The organism is Luteibaculum oceani (assembly GCF_007995015.1).
GTDB classification, from domain to species: Bacteria; Bacteroidota; Bacteroidia; order Flavobacteriales_D; family Luteibaculaceae; genus Luteibaculum; species Luteibaculum oceani.
This window is the reverse complement of sequence record NZ_VORB01000004.1, coordinates 283,113-302,936: the sequence shown is the minus strand read 5'-3', so window position 1 is coordinate 302,936 and position 19,824 is coordinate 283,113. Positions and strand designations below refer to the sequence as shown.

At 39.4% G+C, this 19,824-nt stretch carries 16 protein-coding genes and 1 rRNA gene; 10 read left to right on the top strand and 7 right to left on the bottom strand.

Translation table 11 applies throughout. The annotated features are described in order from the left end of the window. The 5 genes from rrf to FRX97_RS05970 all read left to right on the top strand — a co-directional run. Nucleotides 1–73: ribosomal RNA gene (gene rrf / locus FRX97_RS12510) — 5S ribosomal RNA — on the top strand; the annotation flags it as partial. Between the two features lie 514 nt (nt 74–587). Then, complete coding sequence (locus tag FRX97_RS05985) at nt 588–2,543, top strand: TonB-dependent receptor plug domain-containing protein (protein ID WP_147014283.1); 1,956 nt, start codon at nt 588–590, stop codon at nt 2,541–2,543. Beyond that, the gene (locus FRX97_RS05980; protein WP_147014282.1) at nt 2,543–3,085 is read left to right on the top strand and encodes a YfiR family protein; all 543 of its coding nucleotides are present in this window, start codon (nt 2,543–2,545) and stop codon (nt 3,083–3,085) included. The genes FRX97_RS05985 and FRX97_RS05980 overlap by 1 nt, the downstream gene beginning before the upstream one ends. Nucleotide 3,086: 1 nt before the next feature. Continuing rightward, complete coding sequence (locus tag FRX97_RS05975) at nt 3,087–5,843, top strand: response regulator (RefSeq protein ID WP_147014281.1); 2,757 nt, start codon at nt 3,087–3,089, stop codon at nt 5,841–5,843. Next, complete coding sequence (locus FRX97_RS05970; protein WP_147014280.1) at nt 5,831–7,333, top strand: sensor histidine kinase; 1,503 nt, start codon at nt 5,831–5,833, stop codon at nt 7,331–7,333. The genes FRX97_RS05975 and FRX97_RS05970 overlap by 13 nt, the downstream gene beginning before the upstream one ends. Here the strand turns inward: FRX97_RS05970 and FRX97_RS05965 are convergent. The 3 genes from FRX97_RS05965 to FRX97_RS05955 all read right to left on the bottom strand — a co-directional run bounded on the left by FRX97_RS05965 (nt 7,323) and on the right by FRX97_RS05955 (nt 11,311). Next, entirely contained in the window at nt 7,323–8,579 is a 1,257-nt protein-coding gene (locus tag FRX97_RS05965) for an asparagine synthetase B (RefSeq protein WP_223266571.1), read from the bottom strand. The genes FRX97_RS05970 and FRX97_RS05965 overlap by 11 nt on opposite strands. 33 nt (nt 8,580–8,612) lie before the next feature. Beyond that, nucleotides 8,613–10,220 (bottom strand): replicative DNA helicase, encoded by a 1,608-nt coding sequence (dnaB, locus tag FRX97_RS05960; RefSeq protein WP_147014279.1) that lies wholly within the window; start codon nt 10,218–10,220, stop codon nt 8,613–8,615. Between the two features lie 134 nt (nt 10,221–10,354). Next, nucleotides 10,355–11,311, bottom strand: coding sequence for an acetyl-CoA carboxylase carboxyltransferase subunit alpha (locus FRX97_RS05955; protein WP_147014278.1), 957 nt, complete (start codon nt 11,309–11,311; stop codon nt 10,355–10,357). 73 nt (nt 11,312–11,384) lie between these two features. Between FRX97_RS05955 and ispE the strand changes: the two genes are divergently transcribed. Continuing rightward, nucleotides 11,385–12,221: a 4-(cytidine 5'-diphospho)-2-C-methyl-D-erythritol kinase gene (gene ispE, locus FRX97_RS05950; RefSeq protein ID WP_147014277.1), complete on the top strand. Its 837-nt coding sequence runs from the start codon at nt 11,385–11,387 to the stop codon at nt 12,219–12,221. Here ispE and FRX97_RS05945 read toward each other — a convergent pair. Next, a complete protein-coding gene (locus FRX97_RS05945) occupies nt 12,190–13,272 on the bottom strand; it encodes an LptF/LptG family permease (protein ID WP_147014276.1) in 1,083 nt (360 codons plus the stop codon). The two genes, ispE and FRX97_RS05945, sit on opposite strands and share 32 nt — an antisense overlap. Continuing rightward, a complete protein-coding gene (gene tgt / locus FRX97_RS05940) occupies nt 13,273–14,403 on the bottom strand; it encodes a tRNA guanosine(34) transglycosylase Tgt (RefSeq protein WP_147014275.1) in 1,131 nt (376 codons plus the stop codon). Between the two features lie 79 nt (nt 14,404–14,482). Between tgt and FRX97_RS05935 the strand changes: the two genes are divergently transcribed. From FRX97_RS05935 to rsmG, 3 genes are read left to right on the top strand one after another with little or no spacing between them, the layout of a single operon-like run. Further along, nucleotides 14,483–15,589, top strand: a complete 1,107-nt coding sequence (locus FRX97_RS05935) for a glycosyltransferase (protein ID WP_147014274.1) — start codon at nt 14,483–14,485, stop codon at nt 15,587–15,589. After that, nucleotides 15,586–16,179 carry an RNA polymerase sigma factor gene (locus FRX97_RS05930; protein WP_170227044.1) on the top strand — a complete coding sequence of 198 codons (594 nt, stop codon included), beginning with the start codon at nt 15,586–15,588 and terminating at the stop codon, nt 16,177–16,179. The genes FRX97_RS05935 and FRX97_RS05930 overlap by 4 nt, the downstream gene beginning before the upstream one ends. A gap of 3 nt (nt 16,180–16,182) precedes the next feature. Then, the gene (gene rsmG, locus FRX97_RS05925; RefSeq protein WP_147014272.1) at nt 16,183–16,818 is read left to right on the top strand and encodes a 16S rRNA (guanine(527)-N(7))-methyltransferase RsmG; all 636 of its coding nucleotides are present in this window, start codon (nt 16,183–16,185) and stop codon (nt 16,816–16,818) included. Here rsmG and FRX97_RS05920 read toward each other — a convergent pair. Further along, complete coding sequence (locus FRX97_RS05920; protein ID WP_223266570.1) at nt 16,790–18,613, bottom strand: ABC transporter ATP-binding protein; 1,824 nt, start codon at nt 18,611–18,613, stop codon at nt 16,790–16,792. The genes rsmG and FRX97_RS05920 overlap by 29 nt on opposite strands. 121 nt (nt 18,614–18,734) lie before the next feature. Here FRX97_RS05920 and rpmH point away from each other — a divergent pair, with 121 nt between their 5' ends. Then, the gene (rpmH, locus tag FRX97_RS05915; RefSeq protein WP_147014271.1) at nt 18,735–18,899 is read left to right on the top strand and encodes a 50S ribosomal protein L34; all 165 of its coding nucleotides are present in this window, start codon (nt 18,735–18,737) and stop codon (nt 18,897–18,899) included. Nucleotides 18,900–18,959: 60 nt separating this feature from the next. Here the strand turns inward: rpmH and FRX97_RS05910 are convergent, their stop codons facing one another. Then, nucleotides 18,960–19,781 (bottom strand): alpha/beta fold hydrolase, encoded by an 822-nt coding sequence (locus FRX97_RS05910; RefSeq protein WP_170227043.1) that lies wholly within the window; start codon nt 19,779–19,781, stop codon nt 18,960–18,962. Nucleotides 19,782–19,824 lie beyond the last annotated feature (43 nt).

Below are 19,824 nucleotides of genomic sequence, written 5' to 3'. Positions count from 1 at the left end.
CGAACAGAGAAGTTAAGCTCACTAGCGCAGATGGTACTGGTATACCAACCGGGAGAGTATGTCGCCGCCACTTTTTATCTAAAACCCTGATTACTTCGTAGTCAGGGTTTTTTTTTGCTTTATACTTCGCTCAGGCTACCGACAGGACTCGGCTACGCTAGCTTCGGCTTCGGTGGCTTTGACTTCACCCAGCCAACTATTAACCAACGCGTAACAAGCTGCCTTATACTTCGCTAAGGCAGAACGCTCTGATTGTACTTTAAAAGAGGGAAAACTAGATTCTAATTATCCTTCATCCATAATCCGTCATCATAAAAAATCCTCTGTTTATTACCCTTTCCGATTGTTAATACAGTCTACATTAGAATTAGACCCCAATTTCAATGAGAGTTCATTTTATTGGTTTGTATTATCGTTAATTACAGTTTAGAAATCCTGATAGGAAACAATGCTATTCTTACCAAGCATCAAGGAAATTCTGTTAATAGTTTATTAAAATAGTCCCATACTACTACGTTAAGTCGTTTTTTTAAGGTGCTTCGACGGTTTTATTGTGTCGTTAGAGCCCCTATATTGTTAATTGCTGTATGGGACAAATTAAATTTATACCATTTAAGGCTACATTGGTGAAATTTAGTGGCCTTATCCTTCTCTCATTGCTTCACATCGTTGCTTTTGGTCAAGCCAATTCAGATAGCTTACTTTCAACTGGTGATTTAAGAATGATGTCTTTGGATCAATTGATGAACATGGAAGTTACTTCCATTTCAAATAACCCGGAGAAAATATCACAGGTGGCTTCTGCGATTCAGGTAATCAACAATGAAGAAATAGTACGTTCAAGTGCTATTAGACTGCCAGAAGCAGTGGCATTAGCGACTAATCTCCAATCCACCCAAGTTAATTCTCACGATTTTGGTATAACTGCCCGAGGTTTTAACGGTTTACCATCAGCTGGAGGGATATTGGCTAATAAACTTTTGGTTCTGAGTGATGGCCGTAGCATTTACACACCCATTCTTGGTGGGGTGTACTGGGATGTACAAAATTACATCTTACAAGATATTGATAGGATAGAGGTAGTTTCGGGACCGGGTGGAACTTTATGGGGTGCAAACGCGGTTAATGGAGTAATAAATATTGTATCAAAGTCAGCAGAGGAAACTCAAGGCTTGTATGCATCCTCCTCTATAGGTACCTATTTGGAAAGAAAAACCAATTTAAGATATGGTTTTAAGTCTGGTAAATCATTTGTTAGGGTATATGGCCAATTTATGGAATTGGGCTCTTCTTTTAGGGGTAAAATGGCGGATACCAGCAGTATTTCGGATAGATATGATATGTACCAAGCGGGGTTTAGGCTGGATAGGGCCTTGGACAATAGGCAGAATCTTACGGTTCAGGGTGATCTTTACACAGGAACTCAACATGCTGGTGAGGACTTCAGTAATACGGATGGTGCAAATATTCTAGGCCGGTATAGCAAGGAGTTTAATAATGGATCCGACTTGCGTATTCAAGGATATTACGATTATGTATGGCGCGGGACCCCAAGAGACTCTAATGATATTGTTCAATATCAGCTAAATACATACGAATTAGATGCCAAGTACAGGTTCAAATTAAATGATTGGAACAATGTTATGGTCGGTGTCTTATACCAGTTAAGAGAGGATCAAACAGCAGTTACTGCAACAACTAATTACATACCAAGGGAGAGAAGTATGCAGTTATATAGCGTGTTTTTCCAAGATGAAATTACCGTTATTCCAGATGTTCTTAAGGCTACAATTGGATCCAAGTTTTTACATAATGTGTTTACTGGATTTGAAGTTCAACCCAGTGCAAGGTTGAATTATAGTATTTCTGATAATCTTTCCGTTTGGGGAGCTATAAGTAGGGCAGTTAGATTACCTAGTAGATTCGATTCTGATATCACGGTTGGTGGGGATTCTTTCGACAGTGAAAAGCTTCTGGCCTATGAATTGGGTTCTAGGTGGAAGGTAAGTAATAAGTTAAGCCTTTCATTCGCGGGTTACATTAATAACTATGATGATCTTAGGAGTTTGGATGTGAATACAAATCCCGACATTCCTTACACTGTGGTTCTTGCTAATAGCCAAAGAGCAGAATCCAAAGGTTTTGAGTTGTTTAGTAACCTTAGTATAATGAACCAGTGGAGGATTAGGGCTGGGTACTCCTTCTTTGAAAATGTAATTGATCAAAAATCTCAATTGGTTTTAGCTGTTAGCGAACCCTTTGAAAGTGTTGACCCCAAGCATACCTTTAGGTTGCAATCGATAAGCAATATTGGTGAAAATACAGAATTGGATGTTTTACTTCGAGTAAATAGCAAACTTCGAAGGAGCGATACTCAGGAAGAAGTTAGGGGCTATACAGGGCTTGATATCCGGTTGGCAAGAAAAATTGAGAGCTTGAGATTGTCTTTGGTTGGGACCAATCTTTTAAAACCGCACAATCCACAAGCAGGATTAGGCATACCAAGAAGTGTTTTTTTACGAATTGAAATTGGAATACAATAATGGACAGATTAGTAAAAACAGCACTAATTGTAGGCTTGCTATTGATAGTCAACGGTTGGCCATTTCCAGTTCAGGCGCAGAGCTCAGTTTCTAGAGAGTACCAACTTAAGGCTGCGTTTATATACAATTTTTGCCAGTTTGTTAATTGGCCTGAGGCATCATTTCAAAATACCAATAACACATTGGTAATAGCCGTTGTTGGCGAAAATCCATTTGGGAATGTATTAACGGAATTGGTTAAAAATCAGCAAATAGGTGGGCGTAAGGTTGTGGTAAAAAGAGCATCAGATTTGGCTTCTGCCGCAGAGAGCCATATAATTTTCGTTCCAAGTAACTATAGATTCGGAATGGATGAATGGAAGACAAAGGGGAGTAGCAACGCCTTGATTATTGGCGAATCAGATAGCTTTTTGGATAAAGGCGGGATGATTCGATTCTACACGGCCGATAACAAATTAAAATTTCAAGTCCACCTGGATAAAGTGCAGGAACAGGACTTTAAAATTAGTTCCAAGCTTTTAAAAATGGCAACACTCTATTAGTATGAAGTTTGAGAACCTTCCCATCCAAAAGAAACTAACGCGATTTACTTTGCTATTGAGTGCAACCATTTTAATGGTAACTGGAGCAATTTTTTTCATTTATGATTACGTGAGCTTGCGTAATGCCACCATAGAAAAACTCAGTACAATTGGTAAAATTATTGCCACAAACAGTACGGCTGCTCTAACTTTTCAAAGTAAGGAGGATGCCGATGATGTAATTCGAGCCATTTCAGCTGAATCGGATATTGTTTCTGTTGCCATTTACGATGAAGCGGGTAAACTTTTTTCCTTTTATCCGAAAGAATCCGAGTTAAAAATGGGGATTGAGGGCCTACTTCCGTATCAGTACGATATTCGTGGTGAGGAGATTCAAATGTATTTGCCCATATCTCAGGACGACAAAACCATTGGTACCCTACACCTAAAATATCAATTGAATGCTTTGAAGCAGCGAATGGGTGTGTATGCAATAGTTGGCGGTGTATCCATTCTGGTTTCTCTGTTACTGGTAATCGTTTTTTCTAAGCGATTAAAACGAAACATTACAATCCCGATATTAAACCTGATGAGGACTGCCCTTAACATTTCGAGGGAAAAGGATTATTCAATTCGAGCGCCAATTTACTACGATGATGAGGTAGGTAAACTCACCAAATCATTCAACAACATGGTTGGACAAATAGAGACTCAGAATTCAGAACTCAGTTCTAACAATATTGAATTACAGCGCAAGGCAGAGGAATTAGAGCAAGCCAGTAAATACAAGAGTGAATTCCTTGCCAATATGAGCCATGAACTTAGATCTCCCTTAAATAGTCTACTTATACTCGCAAATGACTTATGTAAAAACCGAAGCAAAACCTTTAATGAAGAAGAGTTAGAAAGTGTTAGAATCATTCATGAATCGGGAACAGATTTACTTTCTTTGATTAATGATATTCTGGATTTAAGCAAAATTGAAGCTGGAAAAATGGAGGCCAATTTTGAAAAAACCTATGTCAATAATGTGGTTCAAACGGCCAAAAATTCCTTTAAAGCACTAGCCAATAAAAAAGGCTTGGATCTTAACCTTATTGTTCAACCAGGAGTACCAGATTTCATTATCAGCGACAGTCAGAGGTTAAACCAGATTCTTAAGAATTTGCTTAGTAATGCTTTGAAATTCACTAACCAGGGATCGGTTTCTTTGGTTGTAGAGCGGCATCAGGACGATGTTCATTTTTCAGTAACCGATACGGGTATTGGTATTCCTAAATCTAAGCAGGGACTTATTTTTGAAGCTTTTAAACAGGCTGAGGGTGGAACAGCCAGAAGGTATGGTGGTACAGGTTTAGGGTTGTCTATTGCCACCCAATTATCGGAATTGCTCGGAGGACATTTGGAATTAGAAAGTGAAGAGGGGAAAGGGTCTACCTTTAAATTGGTTTTGGAGGGCTGCTGTAGTGAGGACGTAGGTAAAAGACCAGTTAAAAAGGCACCTTCCAAACCGAAGGTAAAATCCCAAGTTTTGGAGCCTGAAAAGGTGGAGCAAGTTGAGGAATTACCCAAGCATCAATTTAGAGACGACAGAGAGGATGTTTCCGATGGAGAAGAAGTAATCTTAATTATAGAGGATGATTCTGCATTTGCGAAAATTTTAATGAAGGAGGCCAATGAAATTGGGAGAAAAGCAGTTTGTGCTGCATCCGGTGAGGAAGGTTTAAAATTATTAAACTCATTTAATGTACTATCCATAATCTTGGATATTAAACTACCGGGAATAAGTGGCTTAGCGGTTTTAGGGGAGCTAAAGTCTAGTTCCTCATTGAGACATATCCCTGTTTCTATAATTTCCGCATTACATAAGGAAGATACACCAATAAAAGGATCAGTACTTAATTATCTTACTAAGCCAGTTCAGCCACAAATATTAAAGAATACATTTCAGCTAATAGAAAATTACTGTAAACAAAAAATACGATTGCTCCTGGTAGTTGAAGACGATCAAAATGTAAGGCACTCCCTCAACGTATTATTGAAGAGTGACAACCTAGAAATTGTTGAAGCGGAATCGGTATCTGCGGCAACTAAAATTTTAAAGGATAAAATTGTCGATTGTATCATTTTGGATTTGACACTTACAGACGGATCTGGTGTGCGAATTCTGGAATATTTTAATGAATCTCAAAGAAATCCACCACCGATTATTGTGTATACTGGAGCGGACCTAGACCGTGAGGAAATAGAGGATATAAAGCATTGGGCCGAAACGGTAATTATAAAAGGGAAGGATTCTGAAAGCCATATTCTTTCCCAAACAGCTATGTACTTGCATCAGCCAATAAATACTTTTAAAAGTAGTAGAAAAGATACGACAGAAGTTGAATCTTCTATAGAAACGGATTTAACTGGTAAGCGAGTTCTTGTAGTCGATGATGATATGCGTAACATATTTGCCCTTTCGAATGCCTTAAGAAGCCATGGCTTAGAAGTTTTTAAAGCAGAAAGTGGTCCGTCTGGTATTCGAACCCTTGAAGAGAACCCAGAAATTGACGTGGTCTTAATGGATATTATGATGCCAGACATGGATGGATACGAGGCCATAGGCTTGATTAGATCTAACCCTGATTTTAAAAACAAGCCCATTATAGCATTAACAGCGAAGGCAATGTCTGGAGATAGAGAAAAGTGTTTACAGGCCGGGGCTAGCGACTATTTTGCTAAGCCAGTAGACATTGATAAACTACTTAAATTACTGTCAATATGGATGAATTGATCAGTGAAAAAAAGTTGGTTTCTGGTATTGCACCCAAAATTTTGGCAGTTGATGACAAGGTCCAAAATTTGGTTGCGCTTCGTCGTGTTCTGGCCGATTTTGATGTGGAAATAGTAGAGGCCCAGTCGGGAAATGAGGCACTAAAGAAAATATTACAACACGATTTTGCACTTGCCTTGCTGGATGTTCAAATGCCCGAAATGGATGGTTATGAGTTAGCAGAAATTATTCGCTCGGACCCAGAAACGCACGAACTTCCCATCATTTTTATCAGCGCAATCTTTACGGATAGACTTAACATGTTTAGGGGCTATGAAAAAGGAGCATTTAGCTTTATTACTAAGCCCTTTGAACCAATTGAATTACAGAATCAGGTTAAGTTTTTTATAAAAAAGTACTTAACCGAGCGCGCATATGAGGAATCTAGATCGCAAACCATTCAACTTTATAACAGTTCGCCAGAAATGTTGCTTTCTATAGATGCCAATTCTGGATTGGTAACACAGTGTAACAATAGAATTATCGAATTAACTGGCTACAGCAGAGAGGAAATAATCGATCATTCAGTTTTTAAGTTTTTTCGTGGTACAGAAGACTTTGAAAAAGCGAGGAAGGAATTTGCAGCTTTTAAGGATAAGGAGATCATTGAAAATGTAGAATTGACAATTCTAACCAAAGATGAGCGAAAACTCGAAATCTTATGGAAAGCGATTGCTATTAAAAACAATGAGGGTGTTGTAAAAGGGGCGAATAGTACTTGGACAGATATTACCGAGAAGAATGAAATGCAACGAAAACTAGAGGCTTCCAATAAGGAACTTGAGCTTAGAAATGAAGAATTAGAAAACTTTGTGTACTTAACTAGTCATCAACTTCAGGAACCCACGCAATCTATATTGAGTTTTATGGATCTCTTGAATCGGGAATATATTGATCAGATTGAAGGGGATGGTGCTGAGTATATCAAATATAGCCTTGCAGCCGCAGGCAGAATGCGCGATCAGGTTAAGGAACTACTAGATTACCTGAGGTTAGGAGAATTAAAGGAATGTTCCGACGTAGATCTAGATTCCATAGTGCACAATACCTTAAATGACCTAGACGTTCCTACGGAGTTAGATTTGGCTATCCATCCACTCCCTGTTATTTGTGGAATAGAGCCTTACCTAAAAATGCTTTTCAGACATCTTTTGAGCAATTCAATAAAGTATAGAGATCAAAGTAGACGACTAGTTTTAGAAGTAGGAGGTGAAGTAAAAGGGGGATGTACAGAGGTTTTTATTCGGGATAACGGAATAGGAATACCTGAAAACCAACTTGATAAGGTCTTTAAGATATTTCAGCAACTACACGCAAGAGATAAGTACCCTGGTTTAGGTGTAGGAATGGCGGTGGTAAAGAAAATTGCTGATCTCCATAAAGCCAGTATACAACTGGAGTCAAAAGAGGGGATAGGTACAACACTTACCTTACGGTTCCCTAAGTCTTAAGCTTTTTCTTTTTCGCTGCTGGGAATAATACGTTGTTCAGAATTAATCTGTATCCAGCAGAATTGGGGTGTAGGTTTAAATCGGTAGGAGGATCTCCAACTAAGTGACGATAATCTTCTGGATCATGCCCGCCGTAAAATGTCCATTGACCCTTTCCTAGTTCACCATGAATGTATTTGGCGGAATTGATGCTTTTAGTTTCTCCCAAAACAGTAACATTGGGTTTTAAAAAATCTTTTCTAAACGCAGTTGTTTGTCCCATAAAACCTGTTACCACTCGTTTATGGCTTTGGGTTAACATGGTAGGAACAATATCCCATTTCGCAGAAAAATCAAACAAGGTAAAAACATCTTTTACTTGGCCCAGCCCAACGTGATCCATAGTCGCATCAATATTTGAGAACTCGTACTTTAAAGGATCTTGAACAAGACTGAAATTTTTAAATGCAAGCGATTGGCTAAAGTCGAGTTTGCTTTGGTAGTTGGCTTCAGCAGGATCACCGTCATACATACTTTCGCAAATATCTACCCCCGTAGCAGCTAAAGAAATATCGTAACTATCGGTACCGGAGCACATAGTAAATAGGAATCCGCCACCGATAACGTACTTTTTTATTTCGTTGGCAACTGCATTTTTTAGATCCGAGACTTTAGAAAAACCAAGTTTATTAGCGGTTTCTGTATTTACCCGAACTTCATCTTGGTACCATGCTGCATTTTTATAGCTGGCATAAAACTTTCCAAATTGCCCAGTAAAATCTTCATGGTGGAGGTGTAGCCAATCGTAAAGCGGCAGTTTCCCTTCAATAACCTCGGTGTCGTATATTATTTCATAAGGGATTTCGGCGTAGGTAAGTACCAATGTTACCGCGTCATCCCAGGGTTGTTTGCCCTGTGGTGAATACACGGCAATTTTCGGAACCTTCTCTAGCTTTATGATTTCCATATTCACATCAGGGCTCGCAATTTGGGTGTATATGGAATTGGTTTGAGCATCGGAAACAACCTCATAGCTCACCCCTCTAATATTGCATTCGTTTAAGATGGTTTGGGAAAAAGGTATAAGAAAGCTACCTCCTCTATAATTCAACAGCCATTCTAAATCGACATCACGCTCAAGGGTCCAATAGGCTATACCGTATGCCTTTAGATGATTTTTTTGATTTTCATCCATGGGAAGCAATAGCTTTTTGGCCTCCGCTTGGAGTCCGAAAAGCAGTATTAACATAAAGGTAATTAAGCGCATAAATTGAGGAGTCAACTTTTAATTAATAACGGATTACCAAGGTAAATCTTGTGGATTTCCATCTCCTCCAGAAAGATTGGAGAAGCCATCGTCATCCTCGCTATCGTCATTTATTTTAGAACCTTTAATTACCACATTAGGTGATGCACCAATATTTGAGTTTCCGTCAAAATCTGAGTTAGGCTGTAAACCTCCACCAGTGGAGAAAGGATTATCGCCATCTCCCATCATTCCAGGTTCATTTAAATCTTCGAAACGTGCTAAATGCCCCTTAAATCTTAGGCGCACATTTTCAACAGCTCCATTTCTGTGCTTGGCAATCATAATTTCTCCAACACCCTGAAGAGGTTGTCCGTTCTCATCTTCCGTTATACCGTAGTATTCGGGGCGATAAATAAAGCTTACAATATCGGCATCCTGCTCAATAGAACCCGATTCACGAAGGTCGGAAAGCATAGGACGCTTATCACCACCACGGGTTTCTACGGCACGGCTTAACTGACTTAATGCAATAACCGGTACCTCGAGTTCTTTTGCAATAATTTTAAGAGCTCTTGAAATGGCAGAAATCTCCTGAACCCTGTTCCCTCCTTCATTTCCGGTTCCTGACATTAACTGGAGGTAATCGATAATTATGATCTTTACATCATGCTGGAAAACTAGCCTTCGGCATTTCGCCCTTAATTCGAAAATCCCCAAAGCTGGGGTGTCATCAATATATATTGGGGCTTCAGCAAGTTTTCCAATTCTAGCGTGTAGTTGTCTATAATCCTCTTCAGATAAATTTCCCTTTCTCAACTTATCTGACTCAATCCCAGTTTCAGAAGAAATTAAACGGTTAACCAACTGAATGGATGACATTTCCAGAGAGAAAAGGGCAACCGGAACATTATGGCGGGTAGCCATATTTTTCGCCATGGATAAAACGAAAGCCGTTTTTCCCATCGCAGGGCGAGCAGCAACAATAACAAGATCAGATTTTTGCCATCCTCCAGTTAACTTATCCAGATCTCTAAATCCTGACGGAACCCCACTTAATCCCTCTTGATTTGCTCCAGCCTCTTCGATTTGTGTAATGGCTTTTTGAAGCAACTCTCGCATGGATTCATAGTTCCGTTTAATATTTCCCTCAGAAAGGTTAAATAATTCTTGTTCCGCCTCATCCAGCAGCTCTAAAACGTCACTAGTATCTTCGTATGCCTTTTTAGTAATATTTGAGGTGATTTTTATAAGCTCTCGCTGCAAATATTTTTGAGAGATAATTCTCGCATGATATTCCAAGTTAGCAGAAGATGCAACTCTATTGGTCAGCTGAGAAACAAAGTAAGGACCACCCACAGCATCAAGCTCGCCCGTTGAGCGCAATTTTTGGGTTACCGTTAAAATATCAATAGGTTCAGAATCGGTAAAGAGATCCAGGATGGCTTTATATATCTTTTTATGCGCCTCTTTATAAAAGACACTAGGGCTTAAAATCTCCAAAACATCTGAGAGCGCGTTGCTGTCTAGCATAAGGGCTCCCAATACCGCTTCCTCTAGGTCTATTGCCTGAGGTGGTAATTTTCCACTTTCAAAAGTGTTTTGTGGATAGTTGGGCTTCGCTAAACGCGATTTTGTTGATGATTTTTGAGACTCTTCCATAGCAAAGTCAAAGGTAATTTTCGTTGGCGCAAAAGCGAAAAAAAAAAGCTAAAGACTTTGAACAATTCTACCAATGCCCTGCGGCACTAGCAAAAGTGTAAATCTTTAGCTTTTATCAATTTTTAAGCGGCGGCTTAAGAGTTGTATACTCCCATCGTACAGAACTTGTCAATTCTGGCTTTTATTCTCTCATCAGTATCAATAGCAGAAAGCTTTTTGATATGTTTTTTTATCTCGCGCTTTACAATTTTAAAGGATTCTTCGTGATTCCAGTGTGCACCACCAAGAGGTTCTTTAATTACCCCATCGATAAGTTTATTCTTCAACATATCCTGGGCGGTAAGTTTTAGTGCAGATGCTGCTTGCTCTTTAAAATCCCAGGTTCTCCATAGAATGGTAGAACAGTTTTCAGGAGAAATTACAGAGTACCATGAGTTTTCCAACATAAGTACTTTATCTCCTAAGGCAATACCTAATGCCCCCCCAGAGGCTCCTTCACCAATAACAATACAAATTACCGGCACCTTAAGATTTATCATCTCAAAAAGGTTTCGTGCAATGGCTTCACCCTGACCTCTTTCCTCGGCTTCCAGACCAGGATAAGCTCCTGGAGTATCGATAAAAGTTACAATCGGCTTATTGAATTTCTCGGCCAATTTCATCAGTCTGAGGGCCTTTCTGTACCCCTCAGGGTTTGCCATTCCAAAATTACGATACTGTCTCATTTTGGTATTGATTCCCTTTTGCTGACCAATAAACATAACCGTTTGATCATCAATTTGACCAAACCCACCAACCATGGCTTTATCGTCTTTTACATTTCTATCGCCGTGTAATTCTTGGAAATTACCGTCCGTAATGTGTTCGATATATGCTAATGTATATGGTCTTTCAGGGTGTCTTGAAAGCTGAACCCTCTGCCACGGAGTTAAATTGCCGTAGATCTCCTTTTGTTTAGCTTCTAATTTTTCCTTTAAACCGGTAAGTGTTTCGGTGATATCCACCTCATTCTTTTCACCAATTTGTTTGGTTTTCTCGATTTGCTCAAGTAGGTCACCTATAGGTGTTTCAAAATCCAATAGCGTTGGCATAAATTGTCCTTTTTTAGGAGGGTGCAAGTTATAATTTTTTACGGTTAGGTCGTTTTAATACATCTTTGTTGCGATGCTTTCTACATGTTACACAAAAATAAATTTGGGGCTCAATATTTTAGGTAAACGTTCTGATGGTTACCACGAGTTGCAAAGCTTTTTTATACCACTGCCCTTCGGCGATATTTTGGAATTAGAATTAGCCGAGAAATCGGACCTTGTATTATATGGAATTTCTATTCCTGGAAACAAGGAGGATAATTTGGTATGGAAGGCATGGTGCTACATGCAGAAAAAATTTAATCTCCCTCATGTAATATGGCACTTGTATAAAAATGTCCCAGCCGGAACTGGAATTGGAGCTGGGTCGGGTGATCTTGCTGAAATGTGTCTTATGTGCAATGTTTTTTTTAAGCTGGGATTAAGTAGAAAAGACCTCGAGGAAATTGCTCTGAAATTTGGTAGTGACACAGGTTTTTTTGTTTGTAAACAAATTTCTGTTGTCCGCGGACGCGGTGATATTATAGAACCCGTTGAAGATTTTATAAGGGGGAAGTATCTAGTTTTAATTCAGCCTAAAGGATTGACCATGAGCACCGTTGAGGCTTTTGCGAGTGTTAGAGATGGTAAGGTTGATAGCGATTTATCCGGATACAAGGATTTCTCCCAATGGAAAAGTTTGACCAACGATTTTCAGGGTGGGTTTTTAAAAAAGCATCCACAGGTGGGCGAGCTTTTTGAGGAACTACAAAACATGGGAGCTATTTATACCTCACTGTCCGGAAGTGGAAGCTGTATTTATGGAATATATGATCATCCACCCATTGTAGCCAGGGAAACTAATCTTAACGTCCTTTGGACTGGTAAATTGGGGAATCCTACTTCTGCGCTTTGCTGTAGAGAAGGATAGCTAGAATAAGGAAGACTATATTGGGTATCCAGACAGATATTAGGGGATTTACCCCTGCATTGGTGGCGGCCACCGTACTCACCTTCATTACAAAAATGTAAATGAGAATAATTACAAACCCCATTGCTATGTGAAGACCAATCCCACCGCGTGCTTTTCGTGAGGCTATGGAAACTCCAATAAGGGTAAGAATGTATGTAGCCAAGGGGTAACTCGTTCTCTGATGTTTTTCTATCTCAAAAAACACCACTTGATCTGACCCCTTAAGCTTTTCCTTTTCAATATATTCGTTAAGCTCGTTATAGCCTAGCGTTGCCGCAATTTCGGGGCGTTCACCAAAATCTTTTGGGACTACCGGTATTAATGTGTCTAGCGAAATTTCTCTTCTTAAAGACTCCTCGCCGTCTTCAAAGAATTTTCTGTGGGTAACATAACGCAGGGTCCAGGAGCTATCTTCTGGATTAAAAATGGCTCTATCTGTAATGATCTTTTCCGAAATTTTTCCATCCTCCCACTTTTCAATTGAAAAACGGTAGGCAGTATTGTATTCTAGATTTATCGACTCCGCAAAGGCAATAACCCCTGGTTCTATCTCCCTATGAAGATTGTTTTCCCTTATTTTAAAGCTATTCCATAGGTGTTCAACATGGAAATCAATTCTTGCCTTGTTACTCATTGGGAGCACAAAGTGATTTAGCAATAAGGCAATAATTACCAATATGGTCGCGGAAATAAAGTAGGGTCTGAGCAGACGATTAAAAGATACCCCACCTGCTAGAATAGAAATAAGTTCGGATTGCTGCGCAAGTTTACTGGTGAAAATTATCACCGTAATAAATATCAAAAGGTGGGAAAATAGATTACCATAGTACAGCACAAAATTTCCGTAGTAAACAGTAATTATTTCCCAAAAAGTGGCATTTGACTCAAGAAAGTCATCTATCCTTTCCGATACATCAAATACAACAGATATAGCCATAACAATGGCTAAAATGAAAAAGAAGGTTCCTAAGAACTTTCGAATAAGGTATCTATCTAAAATTGGCAACACCTATAATCGATTTTTCAATTTTGGAATCATTTGGGTTTTCCAGGTCTTAAAAGTTCCGTCTATGATTCTTTTACGTGCCTCCTTTACTAACCAAAGGTAAAATCCAAGATTGTGGATGCTCGCTAATTGGGGGCCAAGTCTTTCTCTGGCTATAAAAAGGTGTCTTAAATATGCTTTAGAGTGGAAAGTATCTGTTGAAACTGGGGAGTTTGGATCTATGGGACTGAAATCTCTTTCCCACTTTTTATTCTTTATGTTGATAATACCTTCACTGGTAAATAGCATTCCATTACGTCCGTTACGAGTTGGCATTACACAATCAAACATATCTACACCTAGGTCAATACATTCAAGAATGTTATCAGGAGTTCCAACACCCATGAGGTAACGTGGTTTTTCGGTTGGAAGTATATTGCATACCAGGTCCGTCATCTCGTAAAGATCTTCGTGCGGTTCTCCAACTGAAAGTCCACCTATTGCGTTTCCAACAGCGTTTTGGGATGCTATAAACTCGGCAGATTTTTGTCTTAAATCTGGGTAAACGGAACCCTGAACTATTGGAAATAAGTGTTGGGGGTATCCATATAATTCCGGAATCTTCTCCAAGTGATCGAAACAGCGTCTCAGCCATCTGTGGGTCATCTCCATGGAGGCCCTTGCATATGATTTTTCGCAAGGGTAGGGGGTGCATTCATCGAAGGCCATAATTATGTCAGCTCCAATGCTTCGCTGAATTTCCATTGCTTTTTCAGGAGTGAAAAAGTGTTTGGAACCATCTATGTGAGAACTAAATTTTACACCCTCCTCGTTTATTTTTCGGTTTGCGGCTAGGGAGTACACTTGGTACCCACCACTATCCGTTAAAATGGGTTTGTTCCACCCCATAAATTTGTGCAATCCACCCGCTTCTTCCAAAATACTGGTTCCTGGCCTTAAATATAGGTGGTAGGTATTACCAAGAATTATTTGGGCAGCAATTTCATCTTCCAATTCTTTGTTGTGCACACCCTTTACGGTACCAACCGTACCTACGGGCATAAAAATTGGGGTTTCGATTTCTCCGTGTGCGAGTTTTAATACTCCTGCTCTTGCTTTGGAGTCTGATGCTGTGGTGCTAAGTGTAAAGCTCATAGAATATATAGCCGCGAAAATACACATTGTGCTTTTATAGCTCCTAAGTATTTACTTTAGCGCCATCTAAAAAAATAAAATGCCTAGTTTTTTCAGTTTCGAAATCCTGTTGGTTTCGATTGCCGCCGTGGTAGTGCTATGCTACAAAGTGTTTTTGCTTCTGGGGTTAAAAGGAAGGAAGTTGCTGATGGATGAAACTACTCAGGTATCTGTTAGTGTTGTAATTGCCGCAAAAAACGAACTGAAAAATTTGAGTAAGCATATTCCATTGTGGATGCGCCAAAAAAATGTGGAGTTCGAAGTAATTGTTGTAAATGACAGATCTTGGGATCAATCGGAAAAAATTCTCAAGCGATTTAGCGACCAATACCCCAATTTTAGCTTCAGTACGGTTACCGAAAATATGCAGGTTTGGGAGGGGAAAAAGTTTGCGCTTACTCTCGGAATAAAGAAAGCCAAGTACAACTATATTTTGGTTACCGATGCCGATTGTTATCCCAATCGGGAAGATTTGGTTGCCGAGGTGGCAAAACATTTGGCAAACAGGGGTAATTTGGTTTTGGGATACGCACCTTTTTCTAGGTCTAAAGGTATATTGGGTTGGATACAACAATTCGAAAATCTTAGAACGGCAATTAGCTATTATGCCACCGCGATGCGGTTTAAGCCCTACATGGGAGTTGGAAGATTTATGGCATATAGCAAGGAGCTATACCAAAGCGTTGGTGGTTTTAAGTCGCATTACCAGATTCCATTTGGCGACGATGACCTTTTTGTGCAATCCGTTAAAAAGGTAGCAAAGGTTAGTTGTGTTCACCCATCATTCCAGGTTATTTCCGAGCCGAAAATCACCTTTATTTCATGGTGGAAACAAAGAACACGGCATTTAAAATCAGGAGCCTTTTACGGTTGGGATACTAAGATCTTTTTAAGTATCCCTTTCCTTTTCTTAATTCTCTTTTACAGCGGAATTGGATATCTGCTCCTTACAGGAGTTAATTTGATAGGCGTTGCCATGGTTTTGGGAGGGTATTATATAGCCTCTATGGCATTTGGATTTATAGCTGGGAAATTCTTTTCTCGGGCTTCGTTGGGAATATTTGCACCTTTTATGGAATTAATCATTTTAATTTCCCATCCATTAATTTACCTTTCGGGCAAGCGAAAAACTAAGGCTAACTGGTGAAAAACGGTTTAAAAAAACAAGAGGAGTGGCATTTAATTGATTTGGCAAGAAACAAATCAGATGAGCAGGCTTTTGCAGAAATCTTTGCTCGTTACAAGGGCTACGTTTTTCATCTAGTGCTCCAAATGATTCGCGATCACGATATCGCAGAAGATCTTCTTATTGAAATTTTTACTAAGGCTTTTAGCAAGCTTCATACCTTTCAACCGCGAAGCAGTTTTTCCTCCTGGTTGGCAACTATAGCAAAGAATCATACCCTAGATTATTTGCGTAAAAAACGCCCTAAAAAGGTGTCTTTAGATGCTGCCCTGGATACGGATGATGACGCTCCATTTTTGGAGCTGAAGGATGAAAATCCGATAGCCATTGATCAAATGATCATTAAGGAACGCAATAATAAGTTGCGGAGGATAGTAGAAACATTAAAGCCCAAGTACCGAACCTTAATAGAATTGCGCTATTATCAGGAATTGTCCTACGATGAAATTGCGCAAAAGTTGAATATCCCATTGGGTACAGTTAAAGCGCAATTATTCAGAGCTCGAGACCTGTTGAGTCAAATAGTAAAATCCAATACGGAGTTAAAATAAGGCATGTATCAAGAACATTTTCCGCAGCTTAGCGAAAATCAAATTGAAAAACTTGTAAGACTAGAAGCACTTTATCAGGAGTGGAACTCCAAAATAAATGTGGTTTCTAGAAAAGACATAGATAATATTGGTGAGCGCCATATTATTCACTCACTATTAATTTCTAAGGTGTACGATTTTGAGGCAGGTTTCAAGGTCCTGGATATTGGAACTGGTGGTGGACTTCCAGGAATTCCCTTGGCGATAATGTATCCCGAATGTCAATTTACATTGGTGGATAGCATCAAAAAGAAAATTACCGTTGTAAGAGAAATTTGTGAGGAGCTTAAAATTGAAAATGTTACGGCTTATCACGAACGCGTGGAAAATATTGATGGCAAATTCGAAATAATAGTTTCCAGGGCCGTTGCCAGAGTTGCCAAACTACTACCATGGATTAAAGGGAAAACCAAAAAGGATACCCACGGTGTAATGCCAGGGGGGATCTACCTATTAAAGGGTGGAGACGAATTGCAAGAAGAGCTAAATGAAGCTCAACAAGCTGGGGAAATCATAGACCTCCCCAAGTTTATTCAAGGTGATTTTTTTGAAACTAAAAAAGTTGTGGCCATTAAGAAATTGGGTCGGCAATACTTCTAGATCCAATATCCTGAAGGTTGTGTAGGGATTGATATCTTCCACCCTTTGCAATTAGCTCTTGATGCGTTCCACTTTCTACAATTTTACCGTCTTCTATTACGAGTATTTTATCGGCATTGACAATAGTAGCCAGGCGGTGCGCGATAACGAAACTAGTTCTGCCTTTCATTAGCCTTTCTAAAGCGTCTTGTACTAGGCTTTCACTTTCTGAGTCTAAGGCGCTGGTTGCTTCATCCAGAATTAGGATGGATGGGTCTTTTAATATGGCCCTTGCAATTGCAATTCTTTGGCGCTGCCCTCCTGATAATTGAATACCGCGCTCCCCAACCACAGTATCTAGCCCATCGCTAAATTTTTGAATGAAATCCCAAGCATTTGCAGATTTGGCTGCAGCTATAATTTCTTCTTCCGTGGCATGTATATTACCGTAGGCAATGTTTTCCTTAATCGTACCTCCAAAAAGAAGCACCTCTTGGGGAACTAATGCCATATTGGAACGAACCGAATGAATGTCATCTCCAAAATTTTCCCCATCGAAAAGTATCTTTCCTTGGTCGGGTTGGAAAAATTGCAAAAGTAACTGGGTAAGTGTAGATTTTCCTGCTCCTGATGCACCTACTATTGCTATATTTTCTCCTGGTTCAACTTGAAAATTTACCTCATTTAAAACCTTAATGTCTGGTCTTGTGGGGTAGGAAAAACTAACATCTTTAAAGTTAACTTTCCCTTTAAGTTTTACCTGGGTTTCTTTTGCTTCCGCTTCGGATTCGGTATCTAAAATTTCCATCAAGCGCTCGGTTGCTCCGACTGCTTTGGCAATTTGACTAAACAAGTCTGCAATCCCACCAAAACTTGCGCCAACAAAAACGGAGTACAGTATGAAGGAGAACAGATCTCCGGTGGTTATTTCTCCAGCTTCGCGAAGAAGTACTCCGTACCATACTACCAAAACTATAGAGCCGAATAAGCAGAGAATTATGAACGAAGCGAAACTAGCTCTCCACGTTGCATTTTTCAATGCTACAGACTTAACACTATCTGTTGCCGTCTTGTATCTTGAGCTTTCGAACCACTCGTTAACGTAAGCCTTAACCGATTGAATGGCACTTAGGGTTTCCTCAACAATTACATTTGATTTACCTACTAAGTCTTGCGCTTCTTTAGAAAGTTTTCTAACCTTTTTCCCGAATAGCACGGCAATAACCATGAATACCGGTAATGTGGCCAACATTAAAAGAGAAAGTTTTACGGAGTAGAATGTAAGGAAGACAATTCCCGCAACAATGACGATTATTTGACGGATGAATTCTGCGAGAGTAGTGGTAAAGGTTTCTTGTAAAACGGAAATGTCGGCACTAATTCGGCTATTCAATTCTCCTACTCGATTTCTATTAAAAAAGTCGATAGGAAGTCGTATAATATGATTGTAAGTGCTCTGGCGAAGATCGGCCAACATGTTTTCAGTAACCCTAGAGAAGAGGATAATTCTGAAAAAGGAAAAAACAGCTTGCACTAAAAATACTCCAAAGAGCATCGCCGCTACAACATTTATGTTGTCTAATTGGAGTAGGGATTCAGATTCTGGGCTTTCGGTGCCTTGCGCATCCACAAGTTTACCCATTAAACCTGGGAACAGTAATCCTGTTAAGCTGCTTCCAAGAAGGAAGATCATTCCGATTATAAAAGTTACCCTATATGGCCTTAAGTATTTAAAAAGCTTGGCAGCACGTTTAACTGCTTTCCATGATAACTTTGGTCGCTTTTCTTTCTTCTGGCGTTTTTTTGTTGGAATCAAAAGGTTGTATTTTGCTGCAAAATTACGGATTTACTTCGGCTATAGATTTATTTCTTTTTCTTTTTGGATTTTGAATGAAAGGGATATATATTTGCCGCCCATTTCAGAAATTTGAATCGCAATGTCAACGAAACGTACATATCAGCCTTCCAAGAGAAAGAGAAGAAACAAGCACGGTTTTAGAGAGCGTATGAGCACGGCTAACGGAAGAAAAGTTTTAGCTGCTCGTAGAAGAAAAGGAAGAAAAAAAGTTTCTGTTTCGTCTGAAGGACGTCACAAGAGATAATAGCTAATTTTCATAAGTGAGGTTTTGGGCGCACGTAGTTGCGCCTTTTTTTGTTTGTACCTACTTGATTGGGATTTCTCTTAAATACTGAGGCTTAAGAATGCTGTGTCCTGCATCGAATTCCTTAACCACCTTTTTAGGGTTAAGTCCAAGGTTTTTACAGAATTCATAAGCTTTAGTTGCTCTTACCACTCGATCCTTACTTCCTACAAAAATTTGTATTCTATCCTCTAAAGCGGGTATAGTTTGAAGCTTTGGAAAGCTTGGTTTTAGTTTTTTAATGCTCATCCATACATCGTAAAGAAACTTTCTTCTTTCGGGTGTTGCCATTTTTTCATTAGCGAACTCCACTGCTGATTTAGATAGTAGCCCAATTTTTTTAATTAGATCCATCCAGAAAAAATACCAATACGGGTGGTGGATATAGTACTTGTAAACGGAGCGAAAAGGCGGGAAACTTGCTAAAGCACCGTACCACCAAATAGGTTTCAGTCCCTCTGGTGCTAAAAGGTATAAGTTGCCATACTCTTCTGGGTGATACGAAAATAAGGACAAAGCTATTTTTCCTCCCATGGAAAAACCGAAAAGGTGAGGAAAAACCAAATTTTCTTTTGTTAGGATTTTTTGGATGTATACATGAAGTTCTGAGGGTGTTATTTGATTTTTTTCCACTCTTTTTTGCGGGACAATCGTTTTTCCATGAAAAAATAAATCAACGCAAAGGATGGTGTAATGGTGAGGAAATTCCGTTTCAAGTAGATTTTCCGCAAAATCTATTGCAGTTTTTTCATATCCATTAAAAGAAATAATTCCTTTGTTTCCCTTGCCAATCCTGACATAGGAAAAGGTGAACCCATCGATTGTTAATTCTTGTTGCTCCAAATCTGTGTCGAGTTTGTCAAATCTCCCTAACTTCGCGGCAATT